This is a genomic window from Serratia proteamaculans, assembly GCF_013337185.1.
GTDB classification, from domain to species: domain Bacteria; phylum Pseudomonadota; class Gammaproteobacteria; order Enterobacterales; family Enterobacteriaceae; genus Serratia; species Serratia proteamaculans_D.
The window spans coordinates 65,581-80,425 of the sequence record NZ_SWDE01000003.1; the positions used below are offsets into that span (position 1 = coordinate 65,581).

A 14,845-nucleotide genomic window follows, 5' to 3' on the forward strand; every position below is an offset into this window, starting at 1 on the left:
TTTACTGGTAAGGGCGCAGAATTTTGCGCCCTTGTTATTTTCTCAATTCCCACCTTGTGATCTCACCTGCGGCAGAAATCCCCCTGACGACCATACTTACTCCTGACGCTTTTATCAGGGAGCAAGCCGATGGTCTGGAATACACACACCGTTTTTAATCAGCCGAAGCCGCTGGGGAACAGCAATCTTTTCCTGTCCGATACGCCACTGCATGAGGCGATACAGCGCGAGCAGGCCGGTTGGGATGTGGAAGTGCTGGCCTCGTTGGGGCAGCAATTGGGTACCCAGGAATCGCTGGAGCTGGGGCGATTGGCCAATGCCAACCCGCCGGAGCTGCTGCGTTATGATGCCACCGGCCAGCGGTTGGACGACGTCCGTTTCCATCCCGCCTGGCATATTTTAATGCAAGGCTTGATCGCCAACCGTGTGCATAACCTGCCGTGGCAGGAAGATGCCCGCATTGGCTCGTTTGTGGCGCGCGCCGCGCGTTTTGTGCTGCATGCTCAGGTCGAAGCCGGCACCTTGTGCCCGGTGACCATGACCTTTGGCGCTATCCCACTGCTGCAACGTTCTCTGCCGGCAGAATTCCAATCCTGGTTAACGCCGCTGTTATCCGATCGTTACGATGCGCATGTGCTGCCCGGCGGACAAAAGCGCGGCTTGCTGATTGGCATGGGCATGACCGAAAAGCAGGGCGGTTCCGACGTGTTGAGTAATACCACCACGGCAACCCCGCTGGCTGCCCGTGGCCCGGGGGAGGCATACCGACTGGTGGGGCATAAATGGTTCTTCTCGGTGCCGCAAAGCGATGCGCATCTGGTGCTGGCACAGGCCGAAGGAGGGCTGTCGTGCTTCTTCCTGCCGCGCATTTTGCCGGATGGCACCCGTAATGCCATACGCCTGGAGCGGCTGAAGGATAAACTGGGCAATCGTTCCAACGCCAGCGGTGAGGTTGAGTTTCAGGACGCCAGCGTCTGGCTGGTGGGCGAGGAAGGGGATGGCGTGCGGCATATCCTGAAAATGGGCGGCCTGACGCGCTTTGACTGTGCGTTGGGCAGCCACGGATTGATGCGACGTGGTCTATCGGTGGCGTTGTACCACGCTCTGCAACGGCAGGCATTCGGCAAACCCTTGATCGAACAACCGATGATGCGTCAGGTGTTGGCACGGATGGCGCTGCGGCTGGAGGGACAAACGGCGGCCTTGATGCGTCTGGCGCGTGCCTATGACAGCACGGGGACCGGGGCACCACTGGAGCAGGCGCTGTGTCGGGTAGTAACTCCGGCGGCGAAGTTTGAAGTCTGCCGACAGGGGATTCCTTTTATCGGTGAAGCGATGGAGGCGCTGGGCGGCATCGGCTACTGCGAAGAGAGTGAACTGCCGCGGCTGTACCGTGAAATGCCGGTGAACAGCATTTGGGAAGGTTCCGGCAATATCATGTGTCTGGACGTGATGCGGGCCTGGGGAAAGCTGCCGGTGGTACAGGAGGCCCTGGAGCTTGAATTTGGTGAGGTCAGGGGACAGAACCGCCACTTTGATCGCCAGTGGCGGCAGTTGCTCCAGTTGATGCGCAAGCCCCAGGAGGAGCAGGGACGGGCAGTCACCGGCGCGTTATTCAATCTGTTCGCTGCGGCGCAGCTTCTGCGCTACAGTTCACCGCCGTTAGCGGAAGCCTGGTGCCAAATGATGCTCGATACCCGTGGTGAGCGAACATTACCAGACCGTCTGTGCGAGACGTTGTTTGCCCGAGCGATGGGAGGCTAGGGAAAACAGTGGCGCTGCAGCGGGAAAAGCTTTTTAATTCAGCACTTGGCCCGTAAGGGATACTGACCTCTGACCAGGAAACATGACATGGATATTCTCAGCGCGTTGGCGGCATTCGCCTCTTATTTCTTCAGTGGCTTTGCCATGGTTCTGGTGTTCTTGTTTGTCTATACCCGCATTACGCCGCATGACGAATGGGCGTTGATCAAGGCCGACAATCAGTCAGCCGCTTTTGGATTCGTCGGCGCCTGCCTGGGGTATGTCATCCCGCTGGCCAGCGCGGCGATCAATTCGGTCAGCCTGCTGGATTACCTGCTATGGGGCGTGGTGGCGTTGGTGGTACAACTGCTGCTGTTTACGGCGGTGAAAATCTATATGCCGCGCATCAGCGACAAGATTGAGTCCAATCACGTCGCCGCCGGGATTTTCCTGGGGGGCGTGTCAATCAGTGGCGGCATACTGAATGCGGCCTGCATGACCTACTAAAGATAGAGTATTGCAAAGGCGCGCCAGCCGGGCTGATGCGCCTGTTCTTCCATCCGCAAGATCCGGTAATAACTCGCCCCATGCTCATCTGCCTTGCGGGCAATCAATTGTTCTACATCCTGAGGTGAGCCGGACAGATTATTCAGAGTGATTTGTGCAATTTCGCTGAGGGGCGTAACGCGGTCTGCGGGGGCCAATTCAGCGGACTGGGCGCTGGTGCTGAGTAACCCCATCGAAAGCAGGAGGGCGGTGAGTGCGGCGGAGCGTGTCATGGCGTTCCCCTTGGTTGGATCCTGGACTCACGCCCGCAGGCTGCGGCGCGCTGACCGCCAGTGTGCAACAGCCAACTTCAGTCTGTGCAAAGCCAATGTAAATCTTATTAAAACTCCAGAGTTTACCGGTACAGGATCGCCTGCGAATACCACTGGCCGGGCACCACGGTTTCACTGTTCATCATGATCATGTAATAGCGTGCGCCGCTGGCGTTGGCTTTCTTCTGAATTTCCGCTTCCACATCCATCGGACTGCCGCGGACCAGGGCGCTGGTGGTGCCCATTTTCACCAGACTGCCGGTTTGTGCCCGGGTTATCTCTTGCGCCTGGCCAGTGGGTGCCGGCGGGGCTTTCGGCGTCGTGGTCATCATGCCACAGGCACTAAGCAACGTGACCAGTGTCAGGGGCAGCAGCAGGTGGGAAAGTTTCATAGGGACCTCGACAGAGCGGATGGCATGATTTGAGTGTAACCCATTATAAATTGGAACAGATTGGACTAATGCTATTAAGCTCAAGTTTGCCATTATGAAGGCAAACAGCGACGCGGAGAAAAACGGATGATTGAAATCTATGACGAGCGGGTAGGAGATACTGCGGTGATCCACGCAGTGCCTGCGGGGCAATATCACCAACCATTGCCGACGGTATTTTTCTACCATGGCTATACCTCGTCGAAAGAAGTGTATGCGTACTTTGCCTACGCATTAGCCCGGGCAGGGTTTCGTGTAGTACTCCCGGATGCCGATCTGCACGGCGAACGTTTTGATGGCAATGAAGCAAAGCGGTTGGCCAGCTTTTGGGAGATCCTTCGAGGCAATATTGACGAGTTACCGGCGCTGAAGGCGCACTTTGAACAGCTCGGTCTGATTGCCGAGGGGCGCATCGGCGTGGGGGGCGCGTCAATGGGCGGCATGACGACATTGGGCGGCTTTGCCCGCTATCCGTGGGTGAAAGCGGCGGCCAGCCTGATGGGGGCCGGTTACTACACCTCGCTGGCACAAACGCTGTTCCCGCCGCTGGATGAACGGGGCAATCCTTTGTCGAGCGAGGATTTTGATGCGCGGATTGCCATGCTGGCGGATTACGGCCTGGAGCAGCAGTTGGAGAAAATTGCCGATCGCCCGTTGCTGCTTTGGCACGGTGAGGCAGATGACCTGGTGCCGGCGGCGGAAAGCCTGCGGCTGGCGACCGAGCTGCGCCAGAGTGGCTGGGACCGGCAATTGACGTTACTCACTGAGCCGGGAGTCAAGCACCGCATTACGCCACAGGCGCTCAGTGCCACCGCTGATTTCTTTGCGAGAACGCTGTAAAAAAAGCCCCCTGCAGGCAGGGGGCTGATAGTGACTTTCGCAGTTTGATTTACTGTTTTAGGCGCGAGTTGCTTCCCTGGTACTGCATTTTCACTTAGCGATACAGTTCGGCGCTGACGTGGATGGTGCTGTTGTTTTCAGGCTCATGCAGGGCAATGATCCGATAGGCGGTAGCACCGCGCTGGTCGGCTATCTTGCTCACCTGGCTGGTGGCGTCATCCGGGGAGACCACATTCTGGTTTAGCGTGACGAATCCAACGCTCTGACGTTGATCTGCCTGGTGTGAGGTGATTTCTGTCGCAGCCATGACGTTGGCAGAAAACAGTAAAGCAATGGCGGTAGCGATGGTGATGTGTTTCATAAGTACCTCTCTTAACTGTTTGCTTCAACGGCCTGACAGCGGGTGCCAGTGCAGCAAAAAGTTATTTATATGTATTGAATAACCTCAAATCTTTTTCGTCGCGCTGTCTGCGGCGGATAACTACAATTTTAGACCTTCCGGCAGGATTAAAAAGGCCGTCATTTTGATAGCCTCTTTCAAAAAAAATGAATGAAATTCACGCGTCAGTGATGATTTTATTGAGAGATTTTTTGAACTGATGGATTTGTGTACATAGGTTTTACTGACAGCAAATCGTGCTATTTACGCATCCGCTTCGCATTACCGATAATAAGCCCCCTTCGACCCTTGAGTTTTTCAGCCTGCGCAAGTATGATTACGCGTCATTTTTTCAGCCGCACACACATACACGTTCCTTGCTTCCATGGGCCGCGGTTGACCCTGACAGGAGGCTGAATAATCCGTAAGGAGCAATTCGATGCGTCATTACGAAATCGTTTTTATGGTCCACCCTGACCAAAGCGAACAGGTTCCGGGCATGATCGAGCGTTACAGTGCTACCATCACTAACGCTGCTGGTCAGATTCACCGTCTGGAAGACTGGGGCCGCCGTCAACTGGCTTACCCGATCAACAAACTGCACAAAGCCCACTACGTTCTGCTGAACGTTGAAGCTCCGCAGGAAGCGATCGATGAGCTGGAAACAAACTTCCGCTTCAACGACGCCGTTATCCGTAGCATGGTTATGCGCGTTAAGCACGCGGTAACTGAAGCATCTCCGATGGTTAAAGCGAAAGACGAACGTCGTGGCGATCGCCGCGAAGACTTCGCTAACGAAACCGCAGATGATGCTGATGCTGGGGATTCTGAAGAGTAATTTACCGTGACGGCTAATCGGCTGACGTTGTCTGGCACCGTGTGCAAGACGCCGACGCGTAAAGTGAGCCCGTCAGGTATTCCACATTGCCAGTTCGTGCTTGAGCACCGTTCAGTGCAAGTGGAAGCCGGTTTTACCCGGCAAGCCTGGTGTCGTATGCCGGTGATTATCAGCGGCAAGGCCCATCAGGCCATTACTCAAAGTATAACGGTCGGCACGCCTCTCACCGTTTCCGGTTTCATTAGCAGCCATCAAGGGCGCAATGGACTGAACAAAATGGTGTTGCATGCCGAGCAGATTGAATTGATAGATTCTGGAGACTAGCCTAATGGCACGTTATTTCCGTCGTCGCAAGTTCTGCCGTTTCACAGCGGAAGGCGTTGTTGAGATCGATTACAAAGATATCGCAACGTTGAAAAACTACATTACCGAAAGCGGTAAAATTGTCCCGAGCCGTATTACCGGTACTCGTGCAAAATACCAGCGTCAGCTGGCTCGCTGCATCAAGCGCGCTCGCTACCTGTCCCTGCTGCCATACACTGATCGTCATCAGTAATCGGCCGCCGTCTATTAACGACTTTAAGAGGATAAGGTAATGCAAGTTATTCTGCTTGATAAAGTAGCAAACCTGGGCAGCCTGGGTGATCAAGTTAACGTTAAAGCGGGCTACGCCCGTAACTTCCTGGTACCACAGGGCAAAGCTGTTCCTGCTACCAAGAAAAACGTAGAGTTCTTCGAAGTTCGCCGTGCAGAACTGGAAGCCAAACTGGCTGAAATTCTGACTGCTGCTGAAGCTCGCGCAACCAAGATCAACGAACTGGGTTCAGTCACCATCGCGTCTAAATCAGGCGACGAAGGTAAACTGTTCGGCTCTATCGGCACCCGCGACATCGCTGACGCAGTTACTGCGGCAGGCGTTGAAGTTGCCAAGAGCGAAGTTCGTCTGCCGAATGGCGTTCTGCGTACCACTGGTGAACACGAAGTTCAGTTCCAGGTACACAGCGACGTATTCGCACAGCTGAATGTAGTTGTGGTAGCAGAAGCTTAATCGCTGCTGCTCGCCAAGTTAAAACGCCAGCCTCGTGCTGGCGTTTTGCTTTTCTGCGTCCGCTAAATCGCGTTACCCTGTTATCACCTTGAGTGAGGAGCAGCGGCAAATGGCAGAGATTAACTTACAGCGTGTGTATGACTTTACTGGCCCGGTGCCGGTGAACTGCTATCTGATTGATCGACTGTGGCCGCGAGGCGTCAGCAAGGAAAGGCTGCAGGGCGTGCAGTGGTTAAAGCAGGTGGCGCCGGATAACGCACTGCGGCAGTGGTTTCATCAGCACCTTGAGCAGTGGGAAGAGTTTGAAAGCCGCTATCGATGGCAACTGGCGGAAAATGATGCCTGGCAGCCGTTGGTGGCATTATTACGGCAAGGTCAGCCCCTGACCCTGCTTTATGGCAGTAAAGACGCACAGCACAACCAGGGCGTCGTGCTGCGCGACTTTCTGTTGGAGCAGTTAGCGGATTAACGCTCGCGGCGATAGCTGCCGTCGGCCTGGCGGCGGAACAACACCTGCGTATTATCAGCGGCGGTGACCGAGAGCGCGGTGATCACGCCGTTAGTATCACGTTCAATCCGCACTTCCTGGCCGGCTTTCATGTTACTGAGCGGCTTGTCATTACCTTCCACCTGCGCCATGGCGAAGACTTCGTTCACCGGCAGGCTGTTGTCGCGGAACAGCTGCGCCAGCGTCTGTCCCGGCTGGATCTGGAAGCGTTGCCAGTTGCCCGCCGGTTCAGGTTCGGCAGCGTGCTGTTGCTGAGCATCGTTTTGCAGATCGGCCCGCAATGGCACGCTGTTATCCTGCTGGGTAACCGGGAAAGGTTGCCCGCTGTTCTGTGAGGAATAAGGCCATAGCAACGCCAGCAGCAGGATGATGCCGAAAATCAGGGTCCAGCGGCGGTGAAAATAGGGTAATGGCTCCATCCAATTGAAACCGTCCGGCAGGTGCCAGATCTTCAGCAGCAATGCTTTGATACTTTGCCCCATACCGTTTCCCGGTGGTTGTTCTGAATCCGGATCTTCTACCGCCTCTGGCGCGGAGCCTGGTTTCAGGCGCTGGCTGAAGTTCAGCCAGGTGCGCAGCAATGGCTGGTAGACACGGGTGGTTTTCCTTCTCCTGGGCGAGATTCTGCCCATGGTGACCTCTCTTCAACGGCGTAAAATATCAGGGTACAAAAGTCTGTACCGACGTCCCGATGCTCTTGTTTCAGTATAGTCCGCTAACTGATTGAAGTGAAAGGCAGCAGCAAACCCATGCCTGTTGCGGCAGGCTTTTCGCCTGGGGCGCGGGAGCGGGCGTTAACAGGAGGTTATTGTTTCTTTTTCTACGACAAAAGTCATCATTCTCCACACAAGATTTTACCCGGCTTTACGGCGCTGTTATGCTGCGCTTTCGACTTTTTAAAGACTAAAGGAAAACCCCATGACAACCCCTTCTTTTGACAGCGTTGAAGCTCAAGCGAGTTACGGGATTGGTTTACAGGTCGGCCAGCAGTTGCAAGAGTCCGGTCTGGAAGGTTTACAACCGGAAGCTTTGCTGGCAGGTTTGCGTGACGCGCTGGAAGGGAATGCCCCGGCGGTTCCGGTAGACGTGGTTCACCGTGCGCTGCGTGAAATTCACGAACGTGCCGATGCTGTACGTCGCGATCGTCAGCAGGCGATGGCCGTTGAAGGTCAGAAATTCCTGGAAGACAACGCCAAGCGTGACGAAGTGACGCTGACCGAATCCGGTCTGCAGTTCTCCGTGCTGGAGCAGGGCGATGGCCCAATCCCGTCCCGTCAGGATCGCGTGCGTGTGCATTACACCGGTCGTCTGATTAACGGCGACGTGTTCGACAGCTCCGTAGAGCGCGGCCAGCCGGCAGAATTCCCGGTCAGCGGCGTGATCCCAGGCTGGATCGAAGCGCTGACTCTGATGCCGGTCGGCTCCAAATGGCAGCTGTACATCCCACACGACCTGGCCTACGGCGAGCGTGGTGCAGGCGCATCCATCCCGCCATTCAGCGCGCTGGTGTTTGACGTAGAACTGCTGGAAATTCTGTAAGTCACCGCAGAGTTTTTCAAGGGCGCCTTAACGGCGCCCTTATTGTTTATTTCTTCTGCAAATCAATCTGATAAACCGCAAAGCCGATGCTGTCTGTTCCTTCAGCTTTCATCGGGTACTGGGCGTGCGCTTTGATAAACGCAGTGGCTTTGTCACTCGGTGAGGTTTCGAAGCGGATATCCAACGGCTGCGGGCTGCTGAATGTGGCCAGGCGCCAGTTATTATCCACCTGTGGCTTCACCGCGCCGTGTTGTTTGGTCTCAGCGCTGATATAAGCCGCCAGCACCGAACGGTTCTCATCCGGTGAGGCGAAGGCAATGTGTTGATCGCCGGTACCGGCAAACTTGCCGCCGTAGGCGCGGTAGTTATTGGTGGCAACCAGGAAGGTGGCTTTCGGATCGATCGGTTTGCCTTTGAACGTCAGATCCTTGATGCGCTCCGCCTTGTCGTTAATTAGCTGGCATTCGCCGTCGTAACGCGCCGGCTGGCTGACGTCGACCTGATAATTAACCCCGTCAATCACATCAAAGTTATAAGTGCGGAAACCGTCCCAGTTGATCAGGCCCTGTGGTTTGCTGCTGTTGACGTCGATCTGGTTGAACTGCCCGGCGGAACATTCCAGCCATTCCTTCACTTCTTTGCCGCTGGCTTTTACCACCACCAGCGTGTTGGGATAAAGGTAGAGGTCTGAAGCGTTCCGAAAGGTGAGTTGGCCTTTTTCCACTTCGACGAAACTGGCCGGATCGTTTTTGCGTCCGCCCACCTTGAACGGTGCCGCCGCTGACAGCACCGGCAGGTCAGCCAAATCCGGATCGCCCTGAATATAGTGCTCGACGTAGGCCTTTTGCGCGTTATTGACGATCTGCACCGTCGGATCATCCTGAACCAGCGCCAGATAGCTGTACATGTTGTCGTCGGCCTTGCCGACGGGCTTGCTGACAAAGTCTCGCGTGCCTTTGTGATCTTCTGCCAGTACCTTCAGCAGGTTGGCGTCTTCCGCCGCTAGCGACTTTTTGTTCTCTTTGTCGTAAATCGGCCGAGCTTGTGCCTTGGCCGCTGTGACTTTCCAGCTACCGCTGTCGTTATTCAATTGCAGATCGACCACGCCGAGATGATCGCCCCACTGGCCCGGCATCACTGCCGGAATGCCGTTTAGCGTACCCTGTGCGATGTCAGCCCCTTTGATATTGGCGAAGTCTTTGCTTGGGAACACGGCGTGAGCATGGCCGAACATGATGGCGTCGATGCCCGGTACCTGGCTGAGATAGTACACCGAGTTTTCTGCCATGGCCTTGTACGGCTCGCTGGACAGGCCGGAGTGTGGGATAGCCACCACCAGATCGGCGCCCTGTTTGCGCATTTCCGGCACGTAGCGTTTAGCCGTTTCGGTGATGTCGTTGACGGTGACCTTGCCCTGCAGATTGGCTTTGTCCCAAACCAGGATTTGCGGCGGCACAAAGCCGATATAACCGATGCGCAAACTATGTTCTTTGCCGTCACGGTCTTTTACCGGCGTATCGACGATAATGTAAGGAGTGAACAGGGGTTTCTGCGTTTTAGCGTCGATCACGTTGGCGTTGATATACGGGAATTTGGCACCGGCAATGGCGTTCTTCAGGTAGTCGAGCCCGTAGTTGAACTCATGGTTGCCGATATTGCCGACCACATAATTCAGGGTATTCATCGCCTTATACACCGGGTGCACATCACCGGGTTTCAGGCCCTTGGCCGCCATATAATCGCCGAGCGGGCTGCCCTGAATAATGTCGCCGTTGTCCACCAGCACCGTATTGGCTGCCTGCTGGCGGGCTTGTTCAATCAGGCTGGCGGTACGGACCAGACCGAATTTATCGGTCGGTTTATCCTTGTAGTAATCGAAGTCCATCATGTTGCTGTGCAGGTCGGTCGTTTCCAGCACGCGCAGATCGACCGTTGCCGCCTGCGCCGAGGCGCACACCAGCATAGCGAGGGCAGACAACGTCAGCGGACGCTTCTTCATTTTTAGTTTTCTCCATTCCATTTTTCGAGTTTTATCGCAGAGGAACATGTAATTAACATTGGTTGTCTCACCAAACTGTGAAGTGTGGCAGAAAATCAACCGAGACAGGGCAGTAAATGTCACAGTTGTGACGGTAAAGACTTGAGCAATTACCGCGGGTTAAATCGTTGTGATGGATATTCGATGCAAAAAAAACTAGGCTGCTAGCAATGAGAAAGGGGAAATGACCCATGGAACTGCATATCTGAGGTGAATGATGTTAGAGCAAATTTGCCAACTGTCCCGCGAGGCGGGCGCAGCGATCATGGCGGTATATGACGGTAAACAACCGCTTGATGTCGCACAGAAAAAAGATGATTCCCCGGTGACGGCGGCCGATCTGGCGGCGCACCATATTATCCAACGTGGCCTGGCGGCGCTAACGCCGGAAATCCCTTTACTGTCAGAGGAAGATCCACCGAGCTGGGAAGTGCGACAGAACTGGACGCGTTACTGGCTGGTCGATCCGCTGGATGGCACCAAGGAATTCCTCAATCGTAACGGCGAATTCACGGTAAATATCGCGTTGATTGAAGATGGGCAGGCGGTAATGGGCGTGGTTTACGCCCCGGCGATCGACGTGTTGTACCTGGCCGAACGCGGCAAAGCCTGGAAAGAAGAAAAGGGCCAACGCCAGGCGATTGGCGTCAGTAATGCCAATCCGCCGTTGGTGGTGGTTAGTCGCTCGCACAGTGACGAAGAGTTGAAGGATTACCTGAATCAGTTAGGTGAGCATCAGACCGTATCCGTCGGTTCCTCGCTGAAGTTCTGCCTGGTGGCAGAAGGTAAAGCGCAGCTTTACCCACGTTTTGGGCCGACCAATATTTGGGATACCGCCGCCGGACACGCGGTCGCGGTGGCGGCCGGAGCGCAGATCCACGACTGGCAGGGCAGGCCGCTGCTCTATACGCCGCGAGAGTCTTTCCTCAACCCCGGTTTCCGGGTTTCGCTGTTCTAAATCAGTTTGCCAGGAGTTGGTGCAGTTGGCTCATGACCTGCTGCACCTCTTCCGGCGTCAGAGCGCCGTCTTTGGCAAACTGGATCCTGCCTTGCTTATCCAGCACCACAATGGCTGACCCCTTCGGCTGCAAATCCCAGGCTTTGAGCACGTTGCCGTTGCTGTCGACCACAAACTGCGACCAGGGGAACTCTTTCTTGCTGTCTTCAATACTGCTGCGGACAAACATCGCCGTGCCGAGCAGAGCATCATCGGTATTCACTATTGTCGTCGTTTGGTAACGATCGTGCGGTAGCTTGGCTTTCTTAATCGCTTCAATCAGTGGGTCGTTCATGTCTTTGGCTGAGCTGCGGCCGGCAATATGCTGGATGACTCGCACTTTTCCACTGAGCTGCGCGCTATTCCAGTTTTGATAGCTAAACTTATCATTAGCGTAGTTCAACTCCCCTTTATCGCTGACGCCAATTGGCGCTACGCGTTGCTGGAGTTGGAAGTTATGCGCAGAGGCAAAAAGGGGTGCAAACAGCAGGGATGCAATGAGCATGTGACTTTTTTTCATGCCTTCTCCTTGAAGGGGGAATGGTGCCGACAGCACCCGAAGCCTAAAGCATAGGTGGTGATCGGAGGTCTGTCCTGTTAGCCGGATCTCAGTTCTTCCTTCTGACCGCTAATACCCGGTTTTTGAAGGGATATACTGAAAAAGTTATATATAATCATATACAATTCTGTCAAAAAGTGTAAATCCAGTGAAGATCTCCGGGCGGAAATGAACGTTATGGTCTTTACTAGGTCTACTACATGGCAATCAAGTTGCGTTCTTACTTTAGAGGCTGCCACCTTGGCGGCTCGCTGAGCGCATGGACCAAACGGAGGAAAGTAATAGAATGAGAATCTTCCAGCGTTATAATCCGTTGAAAGTGGCGAAGTACGTTAAGACCCTGTTTCGTGGCCGGCTGTATATCAAAGATGTGGGCGCGTTCGAATTCGATGAAGGGAAAATTCTGCTGCCGAAAATTCGCGACCGGCGTCACTTCAGCGTGATGTCAGAGGTTAACCGTCAGGTGTTGTTATTGCAGACCGAGATGGGTTGATAGATTACCCGTCGCCTTTCAAGCCGCAGCGTTGTTACCTGCACTCACCCACCCCAGTTACTTAACTTTAGTAAGCGCCTGGGGATGAGTGAGCTGGCCGCCTAGCTGCAACTCGAAATTCATAGGGTAATAGTTAGAGCACCTGCAAAAGCTAAAATAATTGCGGCCCCGTTTGGGGCCGCTGACGTTTTTACCGCTTGAGATCAGGCCGCGGAGGTTTCTTCCGGCGCCTTCGGCAGTACCGATGCCGGTTTGTCGCTCAGCCGGGTTACCAACAGCTGGTCAATCTTGTAGCTGTCGATATCCACCACTTCAAACTTATAACCGGCGTATTTGACGAAGTCGGTCCGTTTCGGGATCTTGCGCAGCATATACATCATAAAGCCGCCGATGGTTTCGTAGTTGCCCGCCTGCGGGAACTCATCAATGTGCAGTACGCGCATTACATCTTCAATCGGCGTACCGCCCTCAATCAGCCACGAGCTTTCATCACGCGCCACGATCTGCTCTTCCTGACCCTGGCCTACCAGATCGCCCATCAGCGTGGTCATCACGTCATTGAGTGTGATGATACCCACGACCAACGCATATTCATTGAGAATAACCGCAAAGTCTTCACCGGCGGTTTTAAAGCTTTCCAGCGCTTCGGACAGCGTCAGGGTATCCGGCACGATCAGCGCCGAGCGGATCTGCACGCCGCTGCTCAGCACCAGGCTCTGATTGCCCAGCACGCGATTCAACAGGTCTTTGGAGTCTACGTAGCCGACGACTTGATCGATATTGCCATCACACACCAGGAATTTGGAGTGCGGATGGGTCGAGACCTTCTCGATAATGCTTTCTTCGGTCTCACGCAGGTCGAAGTAAACCACGCTTTCACGTGAGGTCATCGACGAAGGTACGGTGCGAGACTCCAGTTCGAAGACGTTTTCGATCAGCTCATGTTCCTGTTTGCGCAGCACGCCCGCCAGGGCACCGGCTTCAACCACCGCATAGATATCGTCGGAGGTGATGTCGTCTTTGCGCACCATCGGCAGTTTGAACAGGCGGAAGATCAGGTTTGCCATGCCGTTGAAGAACCACACCAGCGGCCGGAAAATCATGATCGAGAAACGCATCGGGTTGATGATCCGGACGGCAAACGTCTCTGGTGCAATCATACCGATGCGCTTCGGGGTCAAATCTGCAAACAGGATAAACAGGCTGGTGACCAGCACGAATGAACAGACGAAGCTGGCCTGCTCTGCCAGTTCAGGTGACAGAAAGCGATCGAACAACGGTTGGAAGGTAGGAGAAAAGGCTGCATCGCCGACGATACCGCCGAGAATGGCTACGGCGTTCAGGCCAATCTGCACCACGGTAAAATACAGCCCCGGGGTTTCCTGCAGTTTGAGGACTTTGGCGGCATTGACGTTACCTTCGTCAGCCATCATTTTCAGTTTAATCTTGCGTGACGCGGCCAGAGATATTTCCGACAGTGAGAAGAACGCACTCACTGCGATCAGAAAAAGAATCAGTAAAATACTGTTTAACATAATCTATCCATACGTGCCGACGGGATGACGGCGCTCTTGAGGAAGGGTAGTACATTGTAAAAAAAGTAGCGATAACAACCAGAAAGGAGGCTATCAGGCCGCATCTGCGGCCCGCACAGTATAGCAGCAGCCCTACCGGGGCCGCCAGTGGTTAAAAAATTACCGCCAACCTGCGGCTTAGCCCTGTGGGGGTAAACAAACACCTATGCCACCCAGACCACAGTATCCTTCAGGATTCTTATACAGGTACTGCTGGTGGTCGTCCTCGGCATAGTAAAATGGCAGTGCCGGTGCGACTTCGGTGGTGATGGCGCGTTTATCGCCGGCCTGGTTCATCGCCTGTTGGAAACGCTGCAGGCTGCTTTCCGCTTCGGTCTGCTGCTCTGGCGTCAGCGTATAAATCGCCGAGCGGTACTGGGTACCGACGTCGCCGCCCTGACGCATGCCTTGCGCCGGGTCGTGGTTCTCCCAAAATACCTGCAGCAACTGCTTATAGCTGATGATTTTCGGATCGAATACCACGCGTACTACTTCAGTGTGGCCAGTTTGGCCGCTGCACACTTCGCGGTAGGTCGGGTTTGGCGTATAGCCACCGCTGTAGCCTGCTGCGGTGCTATAAACCCCTTGCTGCTGCCAGAACAGGCGTTCCACTCCCCAGAAACATCCCATCGCGAAGATCGCTACCTGCATGCCGTCCGGCACCTGGGTCATTGAGTGATCGGTGACCACGTTAAGCGTGGCAACCGGCATGGGATTGGTGCGGCCAGGCAATGCGTTTGCCTGGTCGACGGTTTGTGTTTTATCAAAAAATGGCACCACGGTTGACTCCTGTTGTCACAGTAAGAATTGGCCCAAGAGACGGCAGTTAAGTTGTATCTAACCGCATCTTTGCGCACAATAAGCTAAATGTTGAGATTATGTATCAGCTTAACGCAGTATTTAGAACGCCAAAAGATAAGAATGCGCCAGTTTACTACGGTAGTAAAACCGTAACATGCAGCGTCTGGAATAATGCTGAAAAGGGCCGCCGTCCTGATAGCGCGGAGTAGGCCCTGGCCCCAGAGCGAGTGTTATTACAG

Annotated in this window: 19 protein-coding genes; 11 read left to right on the top strand and 8 right to left on the bottom strand. The window is 54.6% G+C overall.

Annotation, left to right across the window (positions count from 1 at the left end; genetic code table 11):
• The first annotated feature begins 129 nt into the window (after window positions 1-129).
• Window positions 130-1,764 carry an isovaleryl-CoA dehydrogenase gene (locus FCL49_RS13820; RefSeq protein WP_174354034.1) on the top strand — a complete coding sequence of 545 codons (1,635 nt, stop codon included), beginning with the start codon at window positions 130-132 and terminating at the stop codon, window positions 1,762-1,764.
• 87 nt (window positions 1,765-1,851) lie between these two features.
• On the top strand, window positions 1,852-2,250 hold the full coding sequence (locus FCL49_RS13825; RefSeq protein ID WP_174354035.1) for a DUF350 domain-containing protein: 399 nt from the start codon (window positions 1,852-1,854) through the stop codon (window positions 2,248-2,250).
• On the opposite strand, the gene FCL49_RS13830 is transcribed toward FCL49_RS13825, so the two are convergent.
• Window positions 2,247-2,522 carry a DUF1471 domain-containing protein gene (locus FCL49_RS13830; RefSeq protein ID WP_174354036.1) on the bottom strand — a complete coding sequence of 92 codons (276 nt, stop codon included), beginning with the start codon at window positions 2,520-2,522 and terminating at the stop codon, window positions 2,247-2,249. The genes FCL49_RS13825 and FCL49_RS13830 overlap by 4 nt on opposite strands.
• 122 nt (window positions 2,523-2,644) lie before the next feature.
• Complete coding sequence (bsmA, locus tag FCL49_RS13835) at window positions 2,645-2,953, bottom strand: biofilm peroxide resistance protein BsmA (protein WP_174354037.1); 309 nt, start codon at window positions 2,951-2,953, stop codon at window positions 2,645-2,647.
• Between the two features lie 126 nt (window positions 2,954-3,079).
• Here bsmA and yjfP point away from each other — a divergent pair, with 126 nt between their 5' ends.
• The gene (yjfP, locus tag FCL49_RS13840) at window positions 3,080-3,832 is read left to right on the top strand and encodes an esterase (protein ID WP_174354038.1); all 753 of its coding nucleotides are present in this window, start codon (window positions 3,080-3,082) and stop codon (window positions 3,830-3,832) included.
• A gap of 94 nt (window positions 3,833-3,926) precedes the next feature.
• Here the strand turns inward: yjfP and FCL49_RS13845 are convergent, their stop codons facing one another.
• Window positions 3,927-4,193, bottom strand: a complete 267-nt coding sequence (locus FCL49_RS13845; RefSeq protein WP_012004908.1) for a DUF1471 domain-containing protein — start codon at window positions 4,191-4,193, stop codon at window positions 3,927-3,929.
• A 457-nt stretch (window positions 4,194-4,650) separates the two neighbouring features.
• On the opposite strand from FCL49_RS13845, the gene rpsF reads away from it, so the two are divergent.
• The 5 genes from rpsF (at window position 4,651) to FCL49_RS13870 (ending at window position 6,566) form a co-directional block, all read left to right on the top strand.
• Window positions 4,651-5,049, top strand: coding sequence for a 30S ribosomal protein S6 (rpsF, locus tag FCL49_RS13850; RefSeq protein ID WP_006317459.1), 399 nt, complete (start codon window positions 4,651-4,653; stop codon window positions 5,047-5,049).
• A gap of 6 nt (window positions 5,050-5,055) precedes the next feature.
• Window positions 5,056-5,373, top strand: coding sequence for a primosomal replication protein N (priB, locus tag FCL49_RS13855; protein WP_012004909.1), 318 nt, complete (start codon window positions 5,056-5,058; stop codon window positions 5,371-5,373).
• 4 nt (window positions 5,374-5,377) lie between these two features.
• Complete coding sequence (gene rpsR, locus FCL49_RS13860; protein ID WP_002210155.1) at window positions 5,378-5,605, top strand: 30S ribosomal protein S18; 228 nt, start codon at window positions 5,378-5,380, stop codon at window positions 5,603-5,605.
• Between the two features lie 39 nt (window positions 5,606-5,644).
• Window positions 5,645-6,097: a 50S ribosomal protein L9 gene (gene rplI, locus FCL49_RS13865; RefSeq protein WP_012004910.1), complete on the top strand. Its 453-nt coding sequence runs from the start codon at window positions 5,645-5,647 to the stop codon at window positions 6,095-6,097.
• A 109-nt stretch (window positions 6,098-6,206) separates the two neighbouring features.
• On the top strand, window positions 6,207-6,566 hold the full coding sequence (locus FCL49_RS13870) for a DUF488 domain-containing protein (RefSeq protein ID WP_174354039.1): 360 nt from the start codon (window positions 6,207-6,209) through the stop codon (window positions 6,564-6,566).
• Here FCL49_RS13870 and FCL49_RS13875 read toward each other — a convergent pair.
• Window positions 6,563-7,237 carry an OapA family protein gene (locus tag FCL49_RS13875; RefSeq protein WP_174354040.1) on the bottom strand — a complete coding sequence of 225 codons (675 nt, stop codon included), beginning with the start codon at window positions 7,235-7,237 and terminating at the stop codon, window positions 6,563-6,565. The two genes, FCL49_RS13870 and FCL49_RS13875, sit on opposite strands and share 4 nt — an antisense overlap.
• A gap of 286 nt (window positions 7,238-7,523) precedes the next feature.
• On the opposite strand from FCL49_RS13875, the gene fklB reads away from it, so the two are divergent.
• Entirely contained in the window at window positions 7,524-8,144 is a 621-nt protein-coding gene (fklB, locus tag FCL49_RS13880) for an FKBP-type peptidyl-prolyl cis-trans isomerase (RefSeq protein WP_012004913.1), read from the top strand.
• Window positions 8,145-8,190: 46 nt separating this feature from the next.
• Here fklB and FCL49_RS13885 read toward each other — a convergent pair whose 3' ends face one another.
• Window positions 8,191-10,143, bottom strand: a complete 1,953-nt coding sequence (locus FCL49_RS13885) for a bifunctional 2',3'-cyclic-nucleotide 2'-phosphodiesterase/3'-nucleotidase (RefSeq protein ID WP_174354041.1) — start codon at window positions 10,141-10,143, stop codon at window positions 8,191-8,193.
• A 256-nt stretch (window positions 10,144-10,399) separates the two neighbouring features.
• Here FCL49_RS13885 and cysQ point away from each other — a divergent pair, with 256 nt between their 5' ends.
• On the top strand, window positions 10,400-11,140 hold the full coding sequence (cysQ, locus tag FCL49_RS13890) for a 3'(2'),5'-bisphosphate nucleotidase CysQ (RefSeq protein ID WP_167470758.1): 741 nt from the start codon (window positions 10,400-10,402) through the stop codon (window positions 11,138-11,140).
• A 1-nt stretch (window position 11,141) separates the two neighbouring features.
• Here cysQ and FCL49_RS13895 read toward each other — a convergent pair whose 3' ends face one another.
• Window positions 11,142-11,699: a YtfJ family protein gene (locus FCL49_RS13895; protein WP_174354042.1), complete on the bottom strand. Its 558-nt coding sequence runs from the start codon at window positions 11,697-11,699 to the stop codon at window positions 11,142-11,144.
• Between the two features lie 325 nt (window positions 11,700-12,024).
• On the opposite strand from FCL49_RS13895, the gene FCL49_RS13900 reads away from it, so the two are divergent.
• Window positions 12,025-12,231 (top strand): DUF1107 domain-containing protein, encoded by a 207-nt coding sequence (locus tag FCL49_RS13900; RefSeq protein ID WP_012004917.1) that lies wholly within the window; start codon window positions 12,025-12,027, stop codon window positions 12,229-12,231.
• A gap of 203 nt (window positions 12,232-12,434) precedes the next feature.
• On the opposite strand, the gene FCL49_RS13905 is transcribed toward FCL49_RS13900, so the two are convergent.
• Together FCL49_RS13905 and msrA are read right to left on the bottom strand one after the other, a co-directional pair.
• On the bottom strand, window positions 12,435-13,766 hold the full coding sequence (locus FCL49_RS13905; protein WP_174354043.1) for a hemolysin family protein: 1,332 nt from the start codon (window positions 13,764-13,766) through the stop codon (window positions 12,435-12,437).
• 177 nt (window positions 13,767-13,943) lie between these two features.
• Window positions 13,944-14,585: a peptide-methionine (S)-S-oxide reductase MsrA gene (gene msrA, locus FCL49_RS13910; protein WP_438827231.1), complete on the bottom strand. Its 642-nt coding sequence runs from the start codon at window positions 14,583-14,585 to the stop codon at window positions 13,944-13,946.
• Between the last annotated feature and the right edge of the window lie 260 nt (window positions 14,586-14,845).

What these genes read in the sequence shown, in the direction of transcription:
- FCL49_RS13845 (WP_012004908.1), bottom strand. Translation starts at nt 4,193, where the DNA reads ATGAAACACATCACCATCGCTACCGCCATTGCTTTACTGTTTTCTGCC.
- FCL49_RS13825 (WP_174354035.1), top strand. Translation starts at nt 1,852, where the DNA reads ATGGATATTCTCAGCGCGTTGGCGGCATTCGCCTCTTATTTCTTCAGT.
- fklB (WP_012004913.1), top strand. Translation starts at nt 7,524, where the DNA reads ATGACAACCCCTTCTTTTGACAGCGTTGAAGCTCAAGCGAGTTACGGG.
- FCL49_RS13820 (WP_174354034.1), top strand. Translation starts at nt 130, where the DNA reads ATGGTCTGGAATACACACACCGTTTTTAATCAGCCGAAGCCGCTGGGG.
- rpsR (WP_002210155.1), top strand. Translation starts at nt 5,378, where the DNA reads ATGGCACGTTATTTCCGTCGTCGCAAGTTCTGCCGTTTCACAGCGGAA.
- FCL49_RS13895 (WP_174354042.1), bottom strand. Translation starts at nt 11,699, where the DNA reads ATGAAAAAAAGTCACATGCTCATTGCATCCCTGCTGTTTGCACCCCTT.
- FCL49_RS13875 (WP_174354040.1), bottom strand. Translation starts at nt 7,237, where the DNA reads ATGGGCAGAATCTCGCCCAGGAGAAGGAAAACCACCCGTGTCTACCAG.
- bsmA (WP_174354037.1), bottom strand. Translation starts at nt 2,953, where the DNA reads ATGAAACTTTCCCACCTGCTGCTGCCCCTGACACTGGTCACGTTGCTT.
- rplI (WP_012004910.1), top strand. Translation starts at nt 5,645, where the DNA reads ATGCAAGTTATTCTGCTTGATAAAGTAGCAAACCTGGGCAGCCTGGGT.
- rpsF (WP_006317459.1), top strand. Translation starts at nt 4,651, where the DNA reads ATGCGTCATTACGAAATCGTTTTTATGGTCCACCCTGACCAAAGCGAA.
- cysQ (WP_167470758.1), top strand. Translation starts at nt 10,400, where the DNA reads ATGTTAGAGCAAATTTGCCAACTGTCCCGCGAGGCGGGCGCAGCGATC.
- FCL49_RS13870 (WP_174354039.1), top strand. Translation starts at nt 6,207, where the DNA reads ATGGCAGAGATTAACTTACAGCGTGTGTATGACTTTACTGGCCCGGTG.
- FCL49_RS13830 (WP_174354036.1), bottom strand. Translation starts at nt 2,522, where the DNA reads ATGACACGCTCCGCCGCACTCACCGCCCTCCTGCTTTCGATGGGGTTA.
- FCL49_RS13885 (WP_174354041.1), bottom strand. Translation starts at nt 10,143, where the DNA reads ATGAAGAAGCGTCCGCTGACGTTGTCTGCCCTCGCTATGCTGGTGTGC.
- yjfP (WP_174354038.1), top strand. Translation starts at nt 3,080, where the DNA reads ATGATTGAAATCTATGACGAGCGGGTAGGAGATACTGCGGTGATCCAC.
- FCL49_RS13905 (WP_174354043.1), bottom strand. Translation starts at nt 13,766, where the DNA reads ATGTTAAACAGTATTTTACTGATTCTTTTTCTGATCGCAGTGAGTGCG.
- FCL49_RS13900 (WP_012004917.1), top strand. Translation starts at nt 12,025, where the DNA reads ATGAGAATCTTCCAGCGTTATAATCCGTTGAAAGTGGCGAAGTACGTT.